The sequence below is a fragment of the Shewanella sp. genome (assembly GCF_051658185.1).
Taxonomy (GTDB): Bacteria; Pseudomonadota; Gammaproteobacteria; order Enterobacterales; family Shewanellaceae; genus Shewanella.
On the sequence record NZ_JBOFMC010000290.1, the window covers coordinates 1 to 15,250 of the forward strand.

General features: G+C 49.6%; 12 protein-coding genes. 4 read left to right on the top strand and 8 right to left on the bottom strand.

Annotation, left to right across the window (positions count from 1 at the left end):
• Positions 1-280: 280 nt before the first annotated feature.
• Entirely contained in the window at positions 281-712 is a 432-nt protein-coding gene (locus tag ACRCZA_RS11130; RefSeq protein ID WP_438674505.1) for a CBS domain-containing protein, read from the top strand.
• Between the two features lie 88 nt (positions 713-800).
• Here ACRCZA_RS11130 and ACRCZA_RS11135 read toward each other — a convergent pair whose 3' ends face one another.
• Positions 801-2,153 (bottom strand): NCS2 family permease, encoded by a 1,353-nt coding sequence (locus ACRCZA_RS11135; RefSeq protein ID WP_438674506.1) that lies wholly within the window; start codon positions 2,151-2,153, stop codon positions 801-803.
• Positions 2,154-2,719: 566 nt separating this feature from the next.
• Between ACRCZA_RS11135 and ACRCZA_RS11140 the strand changes: the two genes are divergently transcribed.
• A complete protein-coding gene (locus tag ACRCZA_RS11140) occupies positions 2,720-3,100 on the top strand; it encodes a PilZ domain-containing protein (RefSeq protein ID WP_438674507.1) in 381 nt (126 codons plus the stop codon).
• Positions 3,101-3,271: 171 nt separating this feature from the next.
• Here the strand turns inward: ACRCZA_RS11140 and radA are convergent, their stop codons facing one another.
• Positions 3,272-4,636, bottom strand: coding sequence for a DNA repair protein RadA (radA, locus tag ACRCZA_RS11145; RefSeq protein ID WP_438674508.1), 1,365 nt, complete (start codon positions 4,634-4,636; stop codon positions 3,272-3,274).
• A gap of 102 nt (positions 4,637-4,738) precedes the next feature.
• Here radA and ACRCZA_RS11150 point away from each other — a divergent pair, with 102 nt between their 5' ends.
• The gene (locus ACRCZA_RS11150; protein ID WP_438674509.1) at positions 4,739-7,126 is read left to right on the top strand and encodes a PilZ domain-containing protein; all 2,388 of its coding nucleotides are present in this window, start codon (positions 4,739-4,741) and stop codon (positions 7,124-7,126) included.
• A gap of 97 nt (positions 7,127-7,223) precedes the next feature.
• On the opposite strand, the gene ACRCZA_RS11155 is transcribed toward ACRCZA_RS11150, so the two are convergent.
• Positions 7,224-8,237, bottom strand: coding sequence for an alpha/beta fold hydrolase (locus ACRCZA_RS11155; RefSeq protein WP_438674510.1), 1,014 nt, complete (start codon positions 8,235-8,237; stop codon positions 7,224-7,226).
• Positions 8,238-8,369: 132 nt separating this feature from the next.
• Complete coding sequence (gene serB, locus ACRCZA_RS11160) at positions 8,370-9,365, bottom strand: phosphoserine phosphatase SerB (RefSeq protein ID WP_438674511.1); 996 nt, start codon at positions 9,363-9,365, stop codon at positions 8,370-8,372.
• A 64-nt stretch (positions 9,366-9,429) separates the two neighbouring features.
• Between serB and ACRCZA_RS11165 the strand changes: the two genes are divergently transcribed.
• Positions 9,430-10,287 carry a YtjB family periplasmic protein gene (locus ACRCZA_RS11165; protein ID WP_438674512.1) on the top strand — a complete coding sequence of 286 codons (858 nt, stop codon included), beginning with the start codon at positions 9,430-9,432 and terminating at the stop codon, positions 10,285-10,287.
• Positions 10,288-10,445: 158 nt separating this feature from the next.
• On the opposite strand, the gene deoD is transcribed toward ACRCZA_RS11165, so the two are convergent.
• The 4 genes from deoD to deoC all read right to left on the bottom strand — a co-directional run bounded on the left by deoD (position 10,446) and on the right by deoC (position 14,822).
• Positions 10,446-11,156 (bottom strand): purine-nucleoside phosphorylase, encoded by a 711-nt coding sequence (deoD, locus tag ACRCZA_RS11170; protein WP_438674513.1) that lies wholly within the window; start codon positions 11,154-11,156, stop codon positions 10,446-10,448.
• Positions 11,157-11,324: 168 nt separating this feature from the next.
• Positions 11,325-12,539: a phosphopentomutase gene (locus ACRCZA_RS11175; RefSeq protein ID WP_438674516.1), complete on the bottom strand. Its 1,215-nt coding sequence runs from the start codon at positions 12,537-12,539 to the stop codon at positions 11,325-11,327.
• Between the two features lie 9 nt (positions 12,540-12,548).
• Positions 12,549-13,880 carry a thymidine phosphorylase gene (gene deoA, locus ACRCZA_RS11180; protein ID WP_438674514.1) on the bottom strand — a complete coding sequence of 444 codons (1,332 nt, stop codon included), beginning with the start codon at positions 13,878-13,880 and terminating at the stop codon, positions 12,549-12,551.
• Positions 13,881-14,051: 171 nt separating this feature from the next.
• On the bottom strand, positions 14,052-14,822 hold the full coding sequence (gene deoC / locus ACRCZA_RS11185) for a deoxyribose-phosphate aldolase (protein WP_438674515.1): 771 nt from the start codon (positions 14,820-14,822) through the stop codon (positions 14,052-14,054).
• Positions 14,823-15,250: the final 428 nt, after the last annotated feature.

The following is a 15,250-nucleotide window of genomic DNA, read 5'->3' on the forward strand; positions in this document are numbered from 1 at the left end:
TAATCGCTATCGGTACTAAAACCAGTACTAAAATTAGTACTAAAATCGGTACTAAAATCAGTACTAAAATCAGTACTCAATATCGGTACTCAATATCGGTACTCAATATCGGCGCTCGGTAAAGAGACGCCACAAAAGCACAAGAGAAAGGCGTCAATGAAAGGCATCAGGGCAAGCACTAAAGGCATTGGCTAAATAAGCACGGCTCTGTTATAAGTAACTGTAATGCTATGAATTAACCCCGTAGCGGCAAGATCTGGCCCGCCGAACAAGGAGCATCATGTCCGTCATTATCGCTGATATTATGAAAACCCGCGTGGTCACCCTCGAAATGGACGACCGTCTCTGTGTCGCCAAAGAGATTTTTGAGCAAGCTAAACTGCATCATTTGTTGGTCGTTGAGGAAAATCAGCTTGTGGGGATCCTCGCAGAAAAAGACCTACTGCGAGCGATTAGTCCCCATTTGGGAACGAGTGCAGAGACCCAAAAGGATCTCGATACCTTGCAAAAACGAGTGCATCAGGCCATGACTCGCGAGCCTGTGACAGCCTCGCCACATCTGAGTTTAGATCACGCCGCCCGGATTTTACTTGAGCACGATATCGGCTGCTTACCCATTCTCGACAATGGCCAGTTAGTGGGGATGATCACCTGGAAAGATTTACTGCGCGCCTACTGCGAGCATGAAAACATGGCACCGAGCGAGTGTTAAGCCAAGGCATTAACCCTAAGCATTCACCTAGGCCGCGAGTGGGCTTTTGCCTAAATCGCGGCCACTCGCTCGGTGTTCACGCGGGCAATTAGATCGCCCAGCCGCCCATATAAAACACCACTAAACCTAAGGTAATCGCCAGCACACCCAGCTTCAGTTGGCGCCACTCGCCACTGCAAATACGGCCAACAACTAAGGTCACAAATCCCAGCATAATACCGGTGACAATGTTACAACTTAAAATGATGAACACCGCGCAGGTTAAGCCCGCCATTGCATCCACTTTGTCGTTAAAATCCAGTTTTGTCACATTGCTCAGCATTAATAGACCCACATACATCAGCGCTGGCGCGGTTGCATAGGCGGGGACTAAATAACTTAAAGGTGCCAAAAAGACCATTAATAAAAAGAGTATGCCAACGATGGTTGCGGTTAACCCGGTTTTACCACCCGCCGCCGTGCCCGCCGCCGATTCGATATACACCGCAGCTGGCGAGCCGCCAACAACCCCTGCAAACATACTGCTGACGGAGTCAGCGGTGAGCGCTTTGCCACCATCAACAATATTGTCGTCTTTATCAAGCAAATTGGCTTGTCCCGCTACCGCGCGAATGGTGCCTGTGGCATCAAAAATAGCGGTCATCACGAGGGCTAATACAATCGGTAGCACCACAGGATTAAACGCACCCATAATGTCTAATTGGCCGATAAGCGACTTTTCAGAGGTAAAATCAGGCATGGCCAACAACCCTTGGAATGTCACATTCGGGTCAAACACTAAGCCAAAGACTGACAACGCAATAATCACTAGCAGTATACCGCCAGGCACGCCGCGGCGCTCCAAGCCGATGGTTGCCGCTAAACCAATGACAGTGGCTATCACAGGTAAACTATTGATATCACCGAGCTTGACAGGCAGACCGGCATCATTGCCGACAATCAGTTGCACGCTATTGGTGGCAATTAAAAGTAAAAACAAACCAATACCAATGCCGGTACCGTGGGCGATCCCCTTCGGTAAATTCGTCAGCACCCATTGACGGATCCCCGTCACACTCACGACGGTAAAAGTCACCCCCATCAGAAAAATGGCACCTAAGGTAACCGGAATCGACATGCCCTGACCCAGCACTAAACTAAACGCCGTGAATGCGGTCAGCGAAATTGCGCAACCAATCGCCATCGGCAAATTCGCCCATAAACCCATGAGCAACGAACCAAAAGCGGCAATTAAACAGGTCGCGACAAACACGGCGCCCGGGTCAAATCCAGCCTGACCTAACATATTGGGCACCACAATCACCGAATAGACCATCGCGAGGAAGGTGGTTAACCCCGCAATCACTTCTTGGCGAACCGTGCTACCACGTTGCTTGATTGAAAAAAAACGGTCCAGAAATGAACCTGAAGATACGGCAGTTGAACTCAATTGCTCAGACATAATATTGTTATACCTTGTGATCTCTTAAATTAGGGTCGATACCACTCCTACCTAATGCAGGAGTGGCGACGCAGGCTGCGGCAGATTAGAGCCCTAAATCCACTGGATTTAGGTGAGAGATCCACGTTTTTCCTGCTGGGGGAAAATCCATGATCTGCAAGCAGTGATGCTTCGCGATGATTAATTGCTTAATCATTGAAACACAGCCATTGTTGGCGCCGGATAATACTGCAAACGCTCAAAGATAGCTAAGAGATCGCCAACACTTCGATAAATAATTAGTTTCAAAATGCGAAATCAGTTGTTTACAAACCGATCTTCAGCCACTTTCGCTCACCATAACGATTTGCCCCCGGTTATCTCAGCATCGCGGGTATGTGGCGCACCACCCCTTAAGTACAAATTGCGCGGCGCCGAGTGCCAATTCAGCCTCGATTAAACAAAACCGCCCGTATTTATTGAATTTTTACAGGGACATCAATATGACTTATGCTTAGCACACCCCAACGCACGCAAGCCAAAGTGCCAGCGAAGGTTGACCTTCCATACAACAACCAGGAGCGGTTATGGACAACAGACGCCAGTTTTCGCGGATTTTATTTGCCGCTAGCGCATCCTTACAGCAAGGCAAGCAGCAGTGGCACACGACCATTATCGATCTCAGCCTCAACGGAGCGTTAGTCACAGCGCCCGAGAATTTTGTGCATGCCGATACGCCCCTGCAATTAAGTTTTACCCTGCCTGACTCCGATATTGCGCTGCAAATGACCACCAAACTTATCCACCATAAACAGGGTCAGTTAGGACTCAAATGCCATTTTATTGATCTGGATAGCATTAGCCATCTTCGACGGATAATTGAACTCAATTTAGGGGATGCGTCTTTATTAAACCGAGAGTTAGCACTATTGATTGCCGATCACGATAGCACTGGTACCAAGGGATAAGCCTCACGATGAGCAAGCTAAGTGCACTCATGCACTTAACTTGCTGATGTGTAGTTTAACTTCGCTTACCTATGCTTTACTTGTAGAAGCTCAATGTACAGCCTATCGCACCTGAGGATGCGAACACTGCAAGTATGGCCACTCATGGTGCCAAGCCCATGAGCATGTCGATTAAAGCGCCTCTAGCGCTTCAACTAACTTAGCTACCCCGACCACCTCCATCCCCACGGGCGGCTTTTTCGGCACATTGGCCCGCGGCACTATCGCCCGTTTAAAGCCGTGCTTTGCCGCTTCGATTAAGCGCTCTTGACCATTGGGTACCGGGCGGATCTCCCCTGACAAACCCACCTCACCAAACACCACTAAATCGCTAGGTAAGATCTCCCCCCGAAAGCTCGACACCATGGCCAGCAACAAAGTGAGATCGGCGCTGGTTTCAGTCACTTTAACCCCACCCACGACGTTGACAAACACATCCTGATCCGCCATTTGTAAGCCGCCATGGCGGTGCATAACCGCCAGTAACATCGCTAAACGATTGGCATCCATCCCCACCGCGACCCGACGCGGATTAGACATCGCCGAGTTATCCACCAGCACTTGTAACTCCACCAATAAGGGGCGAGTGCCTTCCCAAACCACCATCACTAACGAACCCGACGATGCCTCTTCACCACGGGAAAGGAAAATGGCAGACGGATTCGCCACTTCTTTTAACCCCCGCTCTGTCATCGCAAATACGCCTAATTCATTAATGGCGCCAAAGCGATTCTTATGGGAGCGCAAGGTGCGATAACGGCTATCGCTATCGCCCTCGAACATCACCGAGCAGTCAATACAATGCTCAAGCACTTTCGGGCCGGCAAGACTGCCATCCTTAGTCACATGGCCAACCATAATCACCGCAATGCCGTGTTGTTTAGCAAAGCGCGTTAAATAGGATGCCGATTCACGCACCTGGGACACACTCCCCGGGCTGGATGCCACATCGCTCATATGCATCACTTGGATTGAATCGACCACAATCACCTTAGGCAATTCCTTGAGGGCAACGTCGCAAATTTGCTCTACGCTCGTTTCGGATAACATCCGCAGTTTATTCGTCGGCAGTCCAAGGCGATGAGCCCGCATTGCCACCTGCTGCAAAGATTCCTCTCCCGTCACATACAGCGCGGGCATGTGCTCAGCCAAATAACACAAGGTTTGCAATAACAGCGTACTCTTGCCCGCGCCAGGATGGCCACCAATTAAAATCGCCGAGCCCGGCACAATTCCGCCGCCAAGTACTCGGTCGAGCTCACCGAAATGGCTCACGATCCGCGGCAGGGCATTGAGATCGATTTGGTCTAAGGTTTTCACCTCACTGCTGCCCGCCCCCGCATAACCGGCAAACTTAGTCCCCCGCGAAGGCGAAGCGGCTCCGAGCCTCACTTCGGTGATGGTATTCCACTCTTGGCAAGCACTGCATTGCCCTTGCCAACGGGGAAAGTCTTGTCCACACTCATTACATACATACGCGGTTTTATTTTTTGCCATAACTTATTAAAATCTGTATAAAATCAATTTAAGTAACTGTGAATACTGCCGACATAAGACTAACAGCACGCCACTCAATACGCATCAGAAAAGAATCCCAACATGAGTTTAGATAGCCACAGTGCACTCATTGAACAGCTAAAGCCGCTGCTCATGGAACCTAATTTCCAAGAGATTTTTCAGGAGCTGACGAAAGATGAGGATAATTCAACGCGCTTCCTGTTAAAAATGGAATTGAATCGCTTGGCCTCGCCTTGTACTCGGATTATTGATCTTCGGGATAAATCAGAGCTGCCCTGCACTGAAGTGGAGCACCGCCAGCGGCGACACTTTTTAGATGCGCCGGCCAAAGAACGCCTAAGGGAGGCACTGTCGCTATACCGTAATCAATACACCTTAGGCGTTTACGAGCATGTGCTCGCGGCCCACCAACAACGGCGGCAAAAACTGCGGCAAACCCCACTCATCACCGAGAATACGCCACCTGAACCCTTTATGGTGCCAGGGGTTGTTCTCGGCAATTATGTTAATCGCACCCAAGAGCGGATGAACTACAGCATTCGCATTGCAGCATCACAGGCTGGCCGTGGTGAGCTGTTAGGGACAAGCGTCGATCTTTCAGTCGGTGGTGCCCGTATCCGCCTTAATGCTAATCATCCGTTTGATCTTGATAAACCACTCAATCTAAAACTACTCGATCTCAGTGAAGAATATTACTACCGCGATTTACAGCAAGGGGTCGAGTATCAAGTGGTCGATAGCCATACTCACGGCGCCTTTATTTGGTTACGCTTAAAACGCATTGGCGGCAGCGAGGCACTTAGCGAACTACTTGGCAATTTAATTCGTGGTTACAAATTACGTTATAAACTCGATGTTAACGACGTGCAGGCCACCGCCGCAGGCCTAGGGTTTGAGCGCCATTATTTACCTCATTTACCCCACCTGCCCTTATATTTTAATCAACACACCCAATTGCTCAGTCACATGTTGATCAGCCGTGACAACCAGCAAATGGTGCATTACTTTCAAGACGCGCAGGATGTCAGTCAGCTGCCAGCCATGCTCACACCAGCAAGATTGTCCGCCCTCATTGCCCAGCCTGACAATCCCGACCATGGGCTATTTTTTAGTTTTACCTACAACGCCCAAGGCCAGTTATTTTTTTACTCAGCAACCCTGGCTGAATTAAAAACCAAGGGCATGCTGGCGTTATTTTTAGGCTTTGCCTCAAGTAAACCTAGCTGGCGCATTTTTAAACTCACCCAGGATAAAATCGATCATGGCAAAGGATATCGACGCGCGACGCTCCCTGCCGATAACACCCAATACAGTCCGCTCATCGAGCAGCAGCTCTCCCTGTTCAGCCATATTTTCCAACTCATTGACTTGACCAATGAAGAGGCAAAGCGCCACTATCAAACATGGCTTAATGATGCCGATGCCAATGCGCTCAAATCCTTTGGTCAAACACGGCTGACTACTCCACAAATCAAACCGATTGCCTTGGAATTTAGCGAACGCAGACAAGAATCTCGCTTTGTTTTTAAAACACTGGTGACGATATCCCAAGGAGAATTAAAAGCCACTGGGCTCAGCCTAGATATTTCCAACCGCGGTTTGCAAGTCACCCTCGATAACCCGGTTGAGTTTGTCGTCAATAAACCCTTAATGCTCAGCTTCCCTAAACTGCAAACCATCGCAGGCAAAACTCAGTTGGATAACCTGCCCTATCGCTTAGTCCGCAGCCGTAAACATGGCCAAGCTCTGCATTTAACCGCCATCATGGGGCATGGCCCCCATGTTGGCGTGGCCTTTTTAACGAAGCTCATTAGCCAAAATAAAGAAAAACTACAACAACTCACTGAAAATAACAGTGAAGTTAAAGAGCTCGCCGATGGTTTAAAAAATATCCTCATGCGAGATCTGCACGCTGTGCCCTATTTTATCGAAAAAACAACTAAGTCAGCCCAAATGGCCTGCCTTGGCGTGACCACTCAGCGAGATGACATCAGCGATCTGTTTGCAACCAATACTGTCGAGTCGCTGCAATACAACCTCGCACCGCTCCTAAAAGAAGGCTTTTTCAAACAACAGCTGCTCGATCCTATTCGGCAAATGAAACCCCAGCAGGAGATGGACTTTATCGAGGTGTTTATCCAGCTAACGCGGCAGTCCCGTGGACAAATCCATCTCAAATGCTTGCTAGCCAATGAGATAGTAGATGATGACGCTCAGCTTGCCTTTATTCGTCAGAGTCAATTGACTGGGCGTTTTATTGCCCTGCGCCTCTACCGCGGGGCGGCCGAAAAACCGGATATGAGTTATCTGCGCCGAGAACTGGAATACATTAACATTCACGCCAGTCATAAAGCCAAGCAACTGGAGGATCAATTATGGCGGATTATCGGTGTGGGTGAACTGCTCAATATCACCCAAGAAGTGGAACTGCGATACCCCGCGCTGCAGCGAGGTCTCACTCAGGAATGATGTCTGACGCGAGCAAGGCTTGCGGCATCTGCGACGACAGCGTATCTCAACGCCTTAGCTCATCCTGCATCCTGCATCCTGCATCCTGCATCCTGCATCAAGTCTCGTCCTTAAGCACTCGCAAATCAAAGCCTAAATACCAATCGCGGATCAACGGAAAATGATCCGCTTCGGCGTCCAAATGGGTCAGCATATCGCCATGGCCATAATCGTGTTTAAAACCATTGGCTTTGGCTAGCAACGTCAACTTCACCTCGGTAAAACCGCACTCCCGCACCATATCGGCCACATCTTCAGGGTGACCAAGCACAGTGTCATTTTGCCCCGCGATAAACCACGCCTTTGGCCAATGGGCTTGCATGGCGGCGCGGGCATAATCAAAACCGTCATCATGATCACGCCAGTCACCCCGCACCCAATCAATACTTTGAGTGAGCGAGGCTCGACTCTCATTATCCATGCCCACGCCTAATTTATCTGCCGCCAGATACCCTTGGCCTAACGCTAAACCGGGAGCCAGCCGATTCCAAAACAGGTCAACCATCAACCACTTTTTAACGGATTTAACGCGAATGGTCCGCTTACTGCCAAAGGTCAAGAGTGAGCGAACACTTTGCTGCAAAGCGGGATAGCGCGCAAGGCTGCTCGCCATAAGCACCCCGCCCCAAGAGTGCGCACACCAATGCACCTGACGCGCCGCCACACTATGCTGAACTTGGTGCTCTGCAGCACCGTGCGCGCCTTGGCAATGCTGTTGATGTAAATCCAAAATAAACTGCTGCACTAAAGGGAGTTGCTCGCGAATAACCTCCCCCTGCCCCAGCGTAAAATCCCGACTTATTTTAGGCACACTCAAGCCTCGCCCAGCAGTATCAAGCACATAAACAATAAAGCCCGCTTTAGCAAGAAAACAGCCTAAGCCCCGGCCCTGCTGACTGTAAAACACTCGGCCGTTAGACATGGCGCCGTGGAGCATCAAAATCGGCGTTTTAGAAAAATCCGCCGCCGCGGGCAATAATTGCCGCAGGTGCAAAAGCCCATTACGGTAAGGCACATATAACGACGACTGAGACAGGGCCGGCGTAGCCCCTAAGGAGTGCTGAGTTAACATAAGTTTCTGGTAGATTAGCCCATAGGCACTAAACTACCAGTTTACCCTTAAAAAACAAGCAAGATAGCGTCACCCGCAGCGTTCCAAAGCGGCCCGCTAAGGATTTGGCACGCACGCTGATAACAGGATGGTTTAACGCGCTAACAAATAAGGCACGACCCTTAAATCGAGGTGACTGATATGCACATCCGCCGCCGCCGCAAGCTTAGGCTTAGCATGATAAGCAATGCCCAAATCAGCGGCGTTAATCAGCGGCAGATCGTTAGCGCCATCGCCAAGAGCAATACTTTGCCCCTTGGCAATCTGCCATTGGGTTTGACAACGCGCTAACACATCAGCCTTAAATTGCGCATCGACAATCGTCCCACTGACCTCCCCAGCGAGTTGGCCGTCAGTGATCACTAACTCATTGGCAAAGGCGGCATCTAATCCCAATTGCTGCTGCAACTGCGCCGCAAAGGGGGTAAAGCCTCCCGATGCGACCACTAAGCGCCAATCATGGGATTTAAGCTCTTCTAACATCGCCACCAGCCCCGGAGTGAATGGTAAGCGCTCACATAACCGAGTGATGATACTGGCATCCGCCCCCTTAAGCTGCGCCACGCGCTGACCTAGACTCTGGGCAAAATCCAGCTCCCCTTGCATCGCCCGCTCGGTGATCGCGGCCACTTGGGCGCCCACCCCTGCCATCGCAGCCAATTCATCAATACATTCAATTTGAATGGCAGTTGAATCCATGTCCATCACCAATAACCCAGGTACGCTGAGGCGAGGCAATGGCTCCTTGATAAGGTGTAATTGCGCCATCGCATAGGGGAATGCCTCAAGCAGTGCCGCACTTGGCTCTCGAGGTAGGGTCAGCTCAAGGCAATGCAGCGCCACTTGCCGCTCAATGGCAGCGATAGGCAACACCTCCAGTGCCTGAGCTTTGGCCAGAGCCAGTATCCACGCTAGCAGCGCCCCTTCCGCACTGGGCGTTTCATAAATCAACCGGATACGCACCGTGCCCGCGCGAGGAGGCATGGTTGACTCCTGATAGGCCTCAAAACGATACCCCTGACACTCAAACCCTAAAGATGGCTGAGAGGCTAACCATAAAAATAACGCATGGGGATCTAAGCTTGACATAGGACTGGCATTCTCCAACTATCGGGCTTACGCATAATCCATTATGATTAGGCAAGCGCACTCAATGTTAAGGGTCAAAGTGTTATATTTTAAAGGGCTTAAGATAAGCCATAAAATCAGTAGACTACTGCAAATTGCCATCGCCTTAAGCTTATTGGTTGGCTTAATACAGTTGTGGGAGTCAAGCCTACTACAAGGGCAATCGCTTCTAAAGTCCCAAACACAAAAGATGGCAAGATTACTGGTGCAACAAACCGCCTACAGCGCGGCACCTGCACTACAACTGCAAAATGATGAACAGTTGCAATGGCTTGCCAATGCTCTTGTCGAAGATCCTAAAGTCGTCTCTGCGGCGATATTTAGCGATCAAGGCATTCGCCTATCCTTTGCCCAAAGCCTAACCAATGAAGAATTTGGCGCAGATCCGGATGCAGAGGAGATGAGCCTGCTACTCAGCAAATACCCCCCCTATGTTGAGCCGGTGATCCAAGAAGGCAAAAACCTCGGCTATGTTGAGGTTAGACTCGATACCAAGCTCTTTTTTAACGAAATAAAAGAGGCACATAATCTGAATATGGAGCAGCAACAAATGATGCTCCTCATCGCTGGGCTTATTGGAATGCTGCTCTCCCGGGCGCTATCTTTTAAGCGCGCCGATTTTGACCGTCGGCGTACTCGGGCTAAGTTACGCAAAAATCCCAAAAAAGAGAAAAGTAGTGCCGCGCTCGCTGCAGTGGATAAGCCTGAGATAACCGATAACCCCGCAACCGCGAAGGCCGACATGAAAGATAAACCACAAACGACCACAGAGACGTTAGCGGCCACGACCAAACCTAAAGTGAAAATGGTGCATCAAGCTCACACGCAGAGCAAAACCGGCCCAACACAGCCAAGCGATCTTGATAGCGACGCGACAGGTTAAGCATAGACACATCCATTGAGCAGCAGATGAGCTGATGATCGACCATAAAAAAGGGTCCGCTATGCGAACCCTTTTAATTTAACTGAACTTACGCGGTCATATTTCAGGCCACTTCCGCAGTGATTGAACTGCTGAGCCTACCGCGACTGCAATGGTAATTACAAATTCACCGCAGCGTCTAAGGTCATGATGATCATGTCATTGAACGTCGTTTGACGCTCTTCTGCGGTGGTCTTTTCACCGGTGCGGATATGATCAGATACGGTCACGACACACAGGGCGCGGGCACCAAACTCATGGGCAACACCGTATAAACCGGCCGCTTCCATTTCTACGCCTAACACGCCCATTTTTTCCATCACATCAAACATTTGTGGCTCTGGAGTGTAGAATAAGTCAGCCGAGAAAACGTTACCCACGCGGATTTTAGTGCCGCTGGCTTTAGCCGATTCAATCACAGCGTTCATTAGCTCGTAGTCAGCGATCGCAGCAAAATCTTGACCCTTGAAACGTAAACGGTTCACTTGTGAATCGGTACAAGCGCCCATACCAATGATCACATCACGCACTTTAACGTCAGTGCTGATCGCGCCGCAGGTGCCCACACGGATTAGGTTCTTAACACCATAATCTTTAATCAATTCAGTTGCATAAATTGAGCATGATGGAATACCCATGCCTGAACCCATCACCGAAATACGCTTACCTTTATAGGTACCGGTAAAACCTAGCATATTGCGAACATCAGTCACTTGCTCAACATTTTCTAAGAATGTTTCCGCAATGTATTTGGCACGTAATGGATCGCCAGGAAACAGAACCGTCTCAGCGAATGCGCCCTCTACAGCATTAATGTGTGGTGTTGCCATCAGAATACCCCTGTTTATTGTATTAAGACTCAAGTCTTAGTTTACTGGCGGCAAATGTCAGCCGCCAAATCCGGTTTTATGCGTTTAGCGATGACCTGTGACTGTGACAGGTAACGCCTCAATGCAGGTTCATGCTCTGCTAAGCTAAGCTAGCCTAAGCACAGTTCACTAAATAAATGACTCACCATAAGCCATAGGCTCAAGTTTAAAGTGGCTGGCTATCGATTGGCCGATATCGGCAAAACTGTTACGCTGGCCTAGACTGGTGGCACTCAGTCCAGCCCCATAGGCAAGCACTGGCACGTACTCACGAGTATGATCTGTGCCTGGCCAAGTCGGATCGCAGCCATGATCCGCCGTTAAAATCAATAAATCACCTTCACCTAATAACGCCAGCATCTCAGGTAAACGCGCATCGAAATACTCAAGCCCTTTCGCGTAGCCCGCGACATCACGGCGATGACCGTAATGGGAGTCAAAGTCGACAAAGTTTGTGAATACTATCGTGTTATCACCAGCAGCTTTTACTTCCGCTAAAGTTGCATCAAACAAGGCTTCCAGCCCATTGGCCTTAACCTTTTTAGTGATGCCGCAATAGGCGTAAATATCCGCAATCTTACCTACGCTGACCACTTCCCCACCGGCCTCTTTTAGCTTATCTAACACGGTGTTAGACGGTGGCGGGAGAGAGTAATCCTTACGATTACCCGTACGAGCAAAATCACTTGGGCCAGAGCCTGCAAAAGGTCGAGCAATCACGCGGCCAATGTTATAGGGCTCCAACTCTTCCCGGGCAATTTCGCACAGGCGGTACAGATTATCTAAACCAAAGGTCTCTTCGTGACAGGCAATTTGAAACACCGAGTCAGCTGAGGTGTAAAAAATAGGCTGGCCGGTTCGCATGTGCTCTTCACCGAGCTCTTCTAAAATCGTCGTGCCCGAGGCATGGCAATTACCTAAAAAGCCATCGAGGCCCGCGCGGGCTAAAATCTTATCGGTCAGTTCTTTAGGGAAAGAGTTTTGGTGATCGCTAAAATAGCCCCAATCAAATAACACCGGGACACCCGCCATTTCCCAGTGGCCGCTTGGGGTATCTTTACCAGAGCTTAACTCTTGCGCATAACCATAGGCACCTATCAGCTCAACATTGTCGTTAAAGCCTGGAGCAAAGGCACCGGTGCTTTCCATGGCCGCATGGCCTAATCCTAAACGCGCCAGATTAGGCAATTTCAGCGGACCTTGACGGCCGATATCAGCACGCCCTTCAGCACAAGCCTTGGCAATATGTCCAAAGGTGTCGGCACCCACATCGCCAAACTTAGCGGCGTCGCCGGCAGCTCCAATACCGAAGGAATCTAACATCATAATAATGGTACGTTTCATCATATTTCCTCAAAGATCCGCCGCACGAATATAAGCATAGATCTCAGGTGATTTTTCTGGAGCGGTTTCACCAATGTGAATCGCCTGTTTAACGGCCTGTTGAGCTTGTTCAAAGGCAGCTTCCGATTGCGCATGGATCATCGCCAGTGGAGTTGACGAGTCGATCTTAGCCCCAAGAGCACACACTTGGCTGAGACCCACGCTGTAATCAAGGGTATCACCGGGTTTACGACGACCGCCGCCTAAGGTCACCACCGCCAAGCCCAGCTCACGCGTATCCATGCTCGCGGCATAGCCTTGGCTATCGGCAAATACTGGGCGAATAATCGGTGACTGTGGCAAATACTGGCTGTAATTTTCGACAAAATCCACCGGTCCACCGAGACCCGCGACCATTTTGCCAAAAATTTCAGCCGCCCGACCGTTATCGAGCACTTGGTTTAATTTCGCGCGGGCATCGGCCTCTGTTTGTGCCAAACCCGCGAGCTGCAAGAGCTCAGCACATAATCCCATGGTCACGGCATACAGTCGCGGGTGACGATAGGTTCCGGTTAAAAAGTCGACGGCCTCTTTCACTTCAAGCGCATTACCCGCACAGGAGGCCAGCACTTGGTTCATATCGGTTAACAGTGCAGTGGTTTTGGTACCAGCCCCGTTAGCAACTGCGGCAATGCTGCGGGCCAGCTCATCAGAAGCCTCATAGGTCGGCATAAAAGCGCCACTCCCCACTTTGACATCCATCACCAGAGCATCGAGGCTACAGGCCAATTTTTTAGATAAGATAGAAGCAGTAATAAGCGGGATCGATTCAACAGTCGCGGTATTGTCACGGATAGCGTAAAAACGCTTATCTGCGGGGACTAAATCCCCAGTTTGCCCAATAATCGCAACCCCCACCTCTTTAACCACCTTACGAAATAACTCGCTAGATGGCTCAGTTTGATAGCCAACAATGGCATCAAACTTATCTAAGGTGCCGCCAGTATGACCTAAGCCACGGCCCGAAATCATCGGCACATAGCCGCCACAGGCTGCAATCATCGGGCCTAACATTAGACTGGTCACATCACCGACGCCACCCGTACTATGCTTGTCGATAACGGGGCCATCAAGCCCAAGAGATTGCCAATTAAGCACAGTGCCAGAATCGCGCATCGCCGTGGTGAGCGCAATTCTCTCATCCATATTCATGTCATTAAAGTAGACGGCCATGCCAAAAGCTGCAATCTGCCCTTCGGACACGCCCTGAGTCGTTATGCCGTTAACAAAGAAATTAATTTCTGCAGAAGTTAACGCTAACCCATTACGTTTTTTACGAATAATTTCTTGAGCGAGAAACATAATACTGCCTCCAAGATAAAAGCCCGCCCCGTAAGCTGGGCGTTTATCTGTGCTAGAACCTCAAAACCCGAGCCATATCGCCATCATCACCACTGGCCTAAGTATGGAGGCCCAAGTCGATTTAGGTCACACCCCATCAGCGGTTACCGCTGACATTAACAGGAGCGATGATTAATACCCTTGAGGCGATGTTGCCGCATCACCTAAAGATAAGGTGTGCAATAAGCTCGTTAACAGGCTAGAAGCCCCAAAGCGGAAAGTCCGTGCAGACACCCAATCGGCCCCTAAAATACGCTCAGCAACGCCTAAAAACTCTGCCGCTTGGGCAGCATCACGCACCCCACCAGCAGGCTTAAAGCCGACGTTAGTGTTCTTTTCACTGATCACTGTGAGCATGATTTCAGCCGCTTCCAGCGTGGCGTTGACCGCCACTTTACCGGTTGACGTTTTGATAAAATCAGCTCCGGCATCGATGGCTAACTCAGAGGCGCGGCGGATAAGCGCAGGATCGGCTAACACGCCAGATTCGATAATGACTTTAAGTAGCACGTCACCACAGGCTTCTTTACACGCTTTGACTAACTCATAACCTACTGTTTCGTTGCCTTCCATCAGCGCGCGGTATGGGAAGACGACGTCCACCTCATCCGCACCATAAGCAACTGCGGCACGCGTTTCTAATACTGCAATCGCAATATCATCATTGCCGTGGGGGAAGTTAGTCACAGTCGCAATTTGAATATCTTCAGCGCCCAACTCATCTAAGGTCTTACGGGCAATCGGAATAAAGCGAGGATAAATACAAATTGCCGCTGTATTACCCGCCGGTGTCAGCGCTTTATGGCACAGGTCAATAACTTTTTGCTCAGTGTCATCATCATTTAAGGTGGTTAAATCCATTAACTCGATGGCGCGTTGTGCGGCTTTTGTTAAATCAGTCATGATAGCTCTCCAAAAGAAAATTAAATCTACAGAAATCAGTTGCCGGCATCGCAACGCGGAGGTGGCTGTCTTTTGCTTTTGTTATGTGGCCGGGCCTTCGGACGTTGCCAAGTAATTTGTTGAAAATCACATTGTTAAATTAGGTATTCAATTTTGCTTATGCATCACACATAGGCTTCCTGACACTTAAATCATCGATAAGTGAACACGACTTGAATCCTTGAAGACCGGAAGAGAGGAGACGAATGATACCTTGTTCCTACTTTTCCGCGAAAAATCCCTTTTAGCGCGAGAAAAACATAAACCTTATATAAACTCACAGGATAGATGGTGCATAAGTTTAGATAAGGATTATGACAAGTTAAATGCGAAGCCGCATCATGCGGCTTCGACAAACTTCACAGGTCGATTAGAACTTGTAAGTCGCA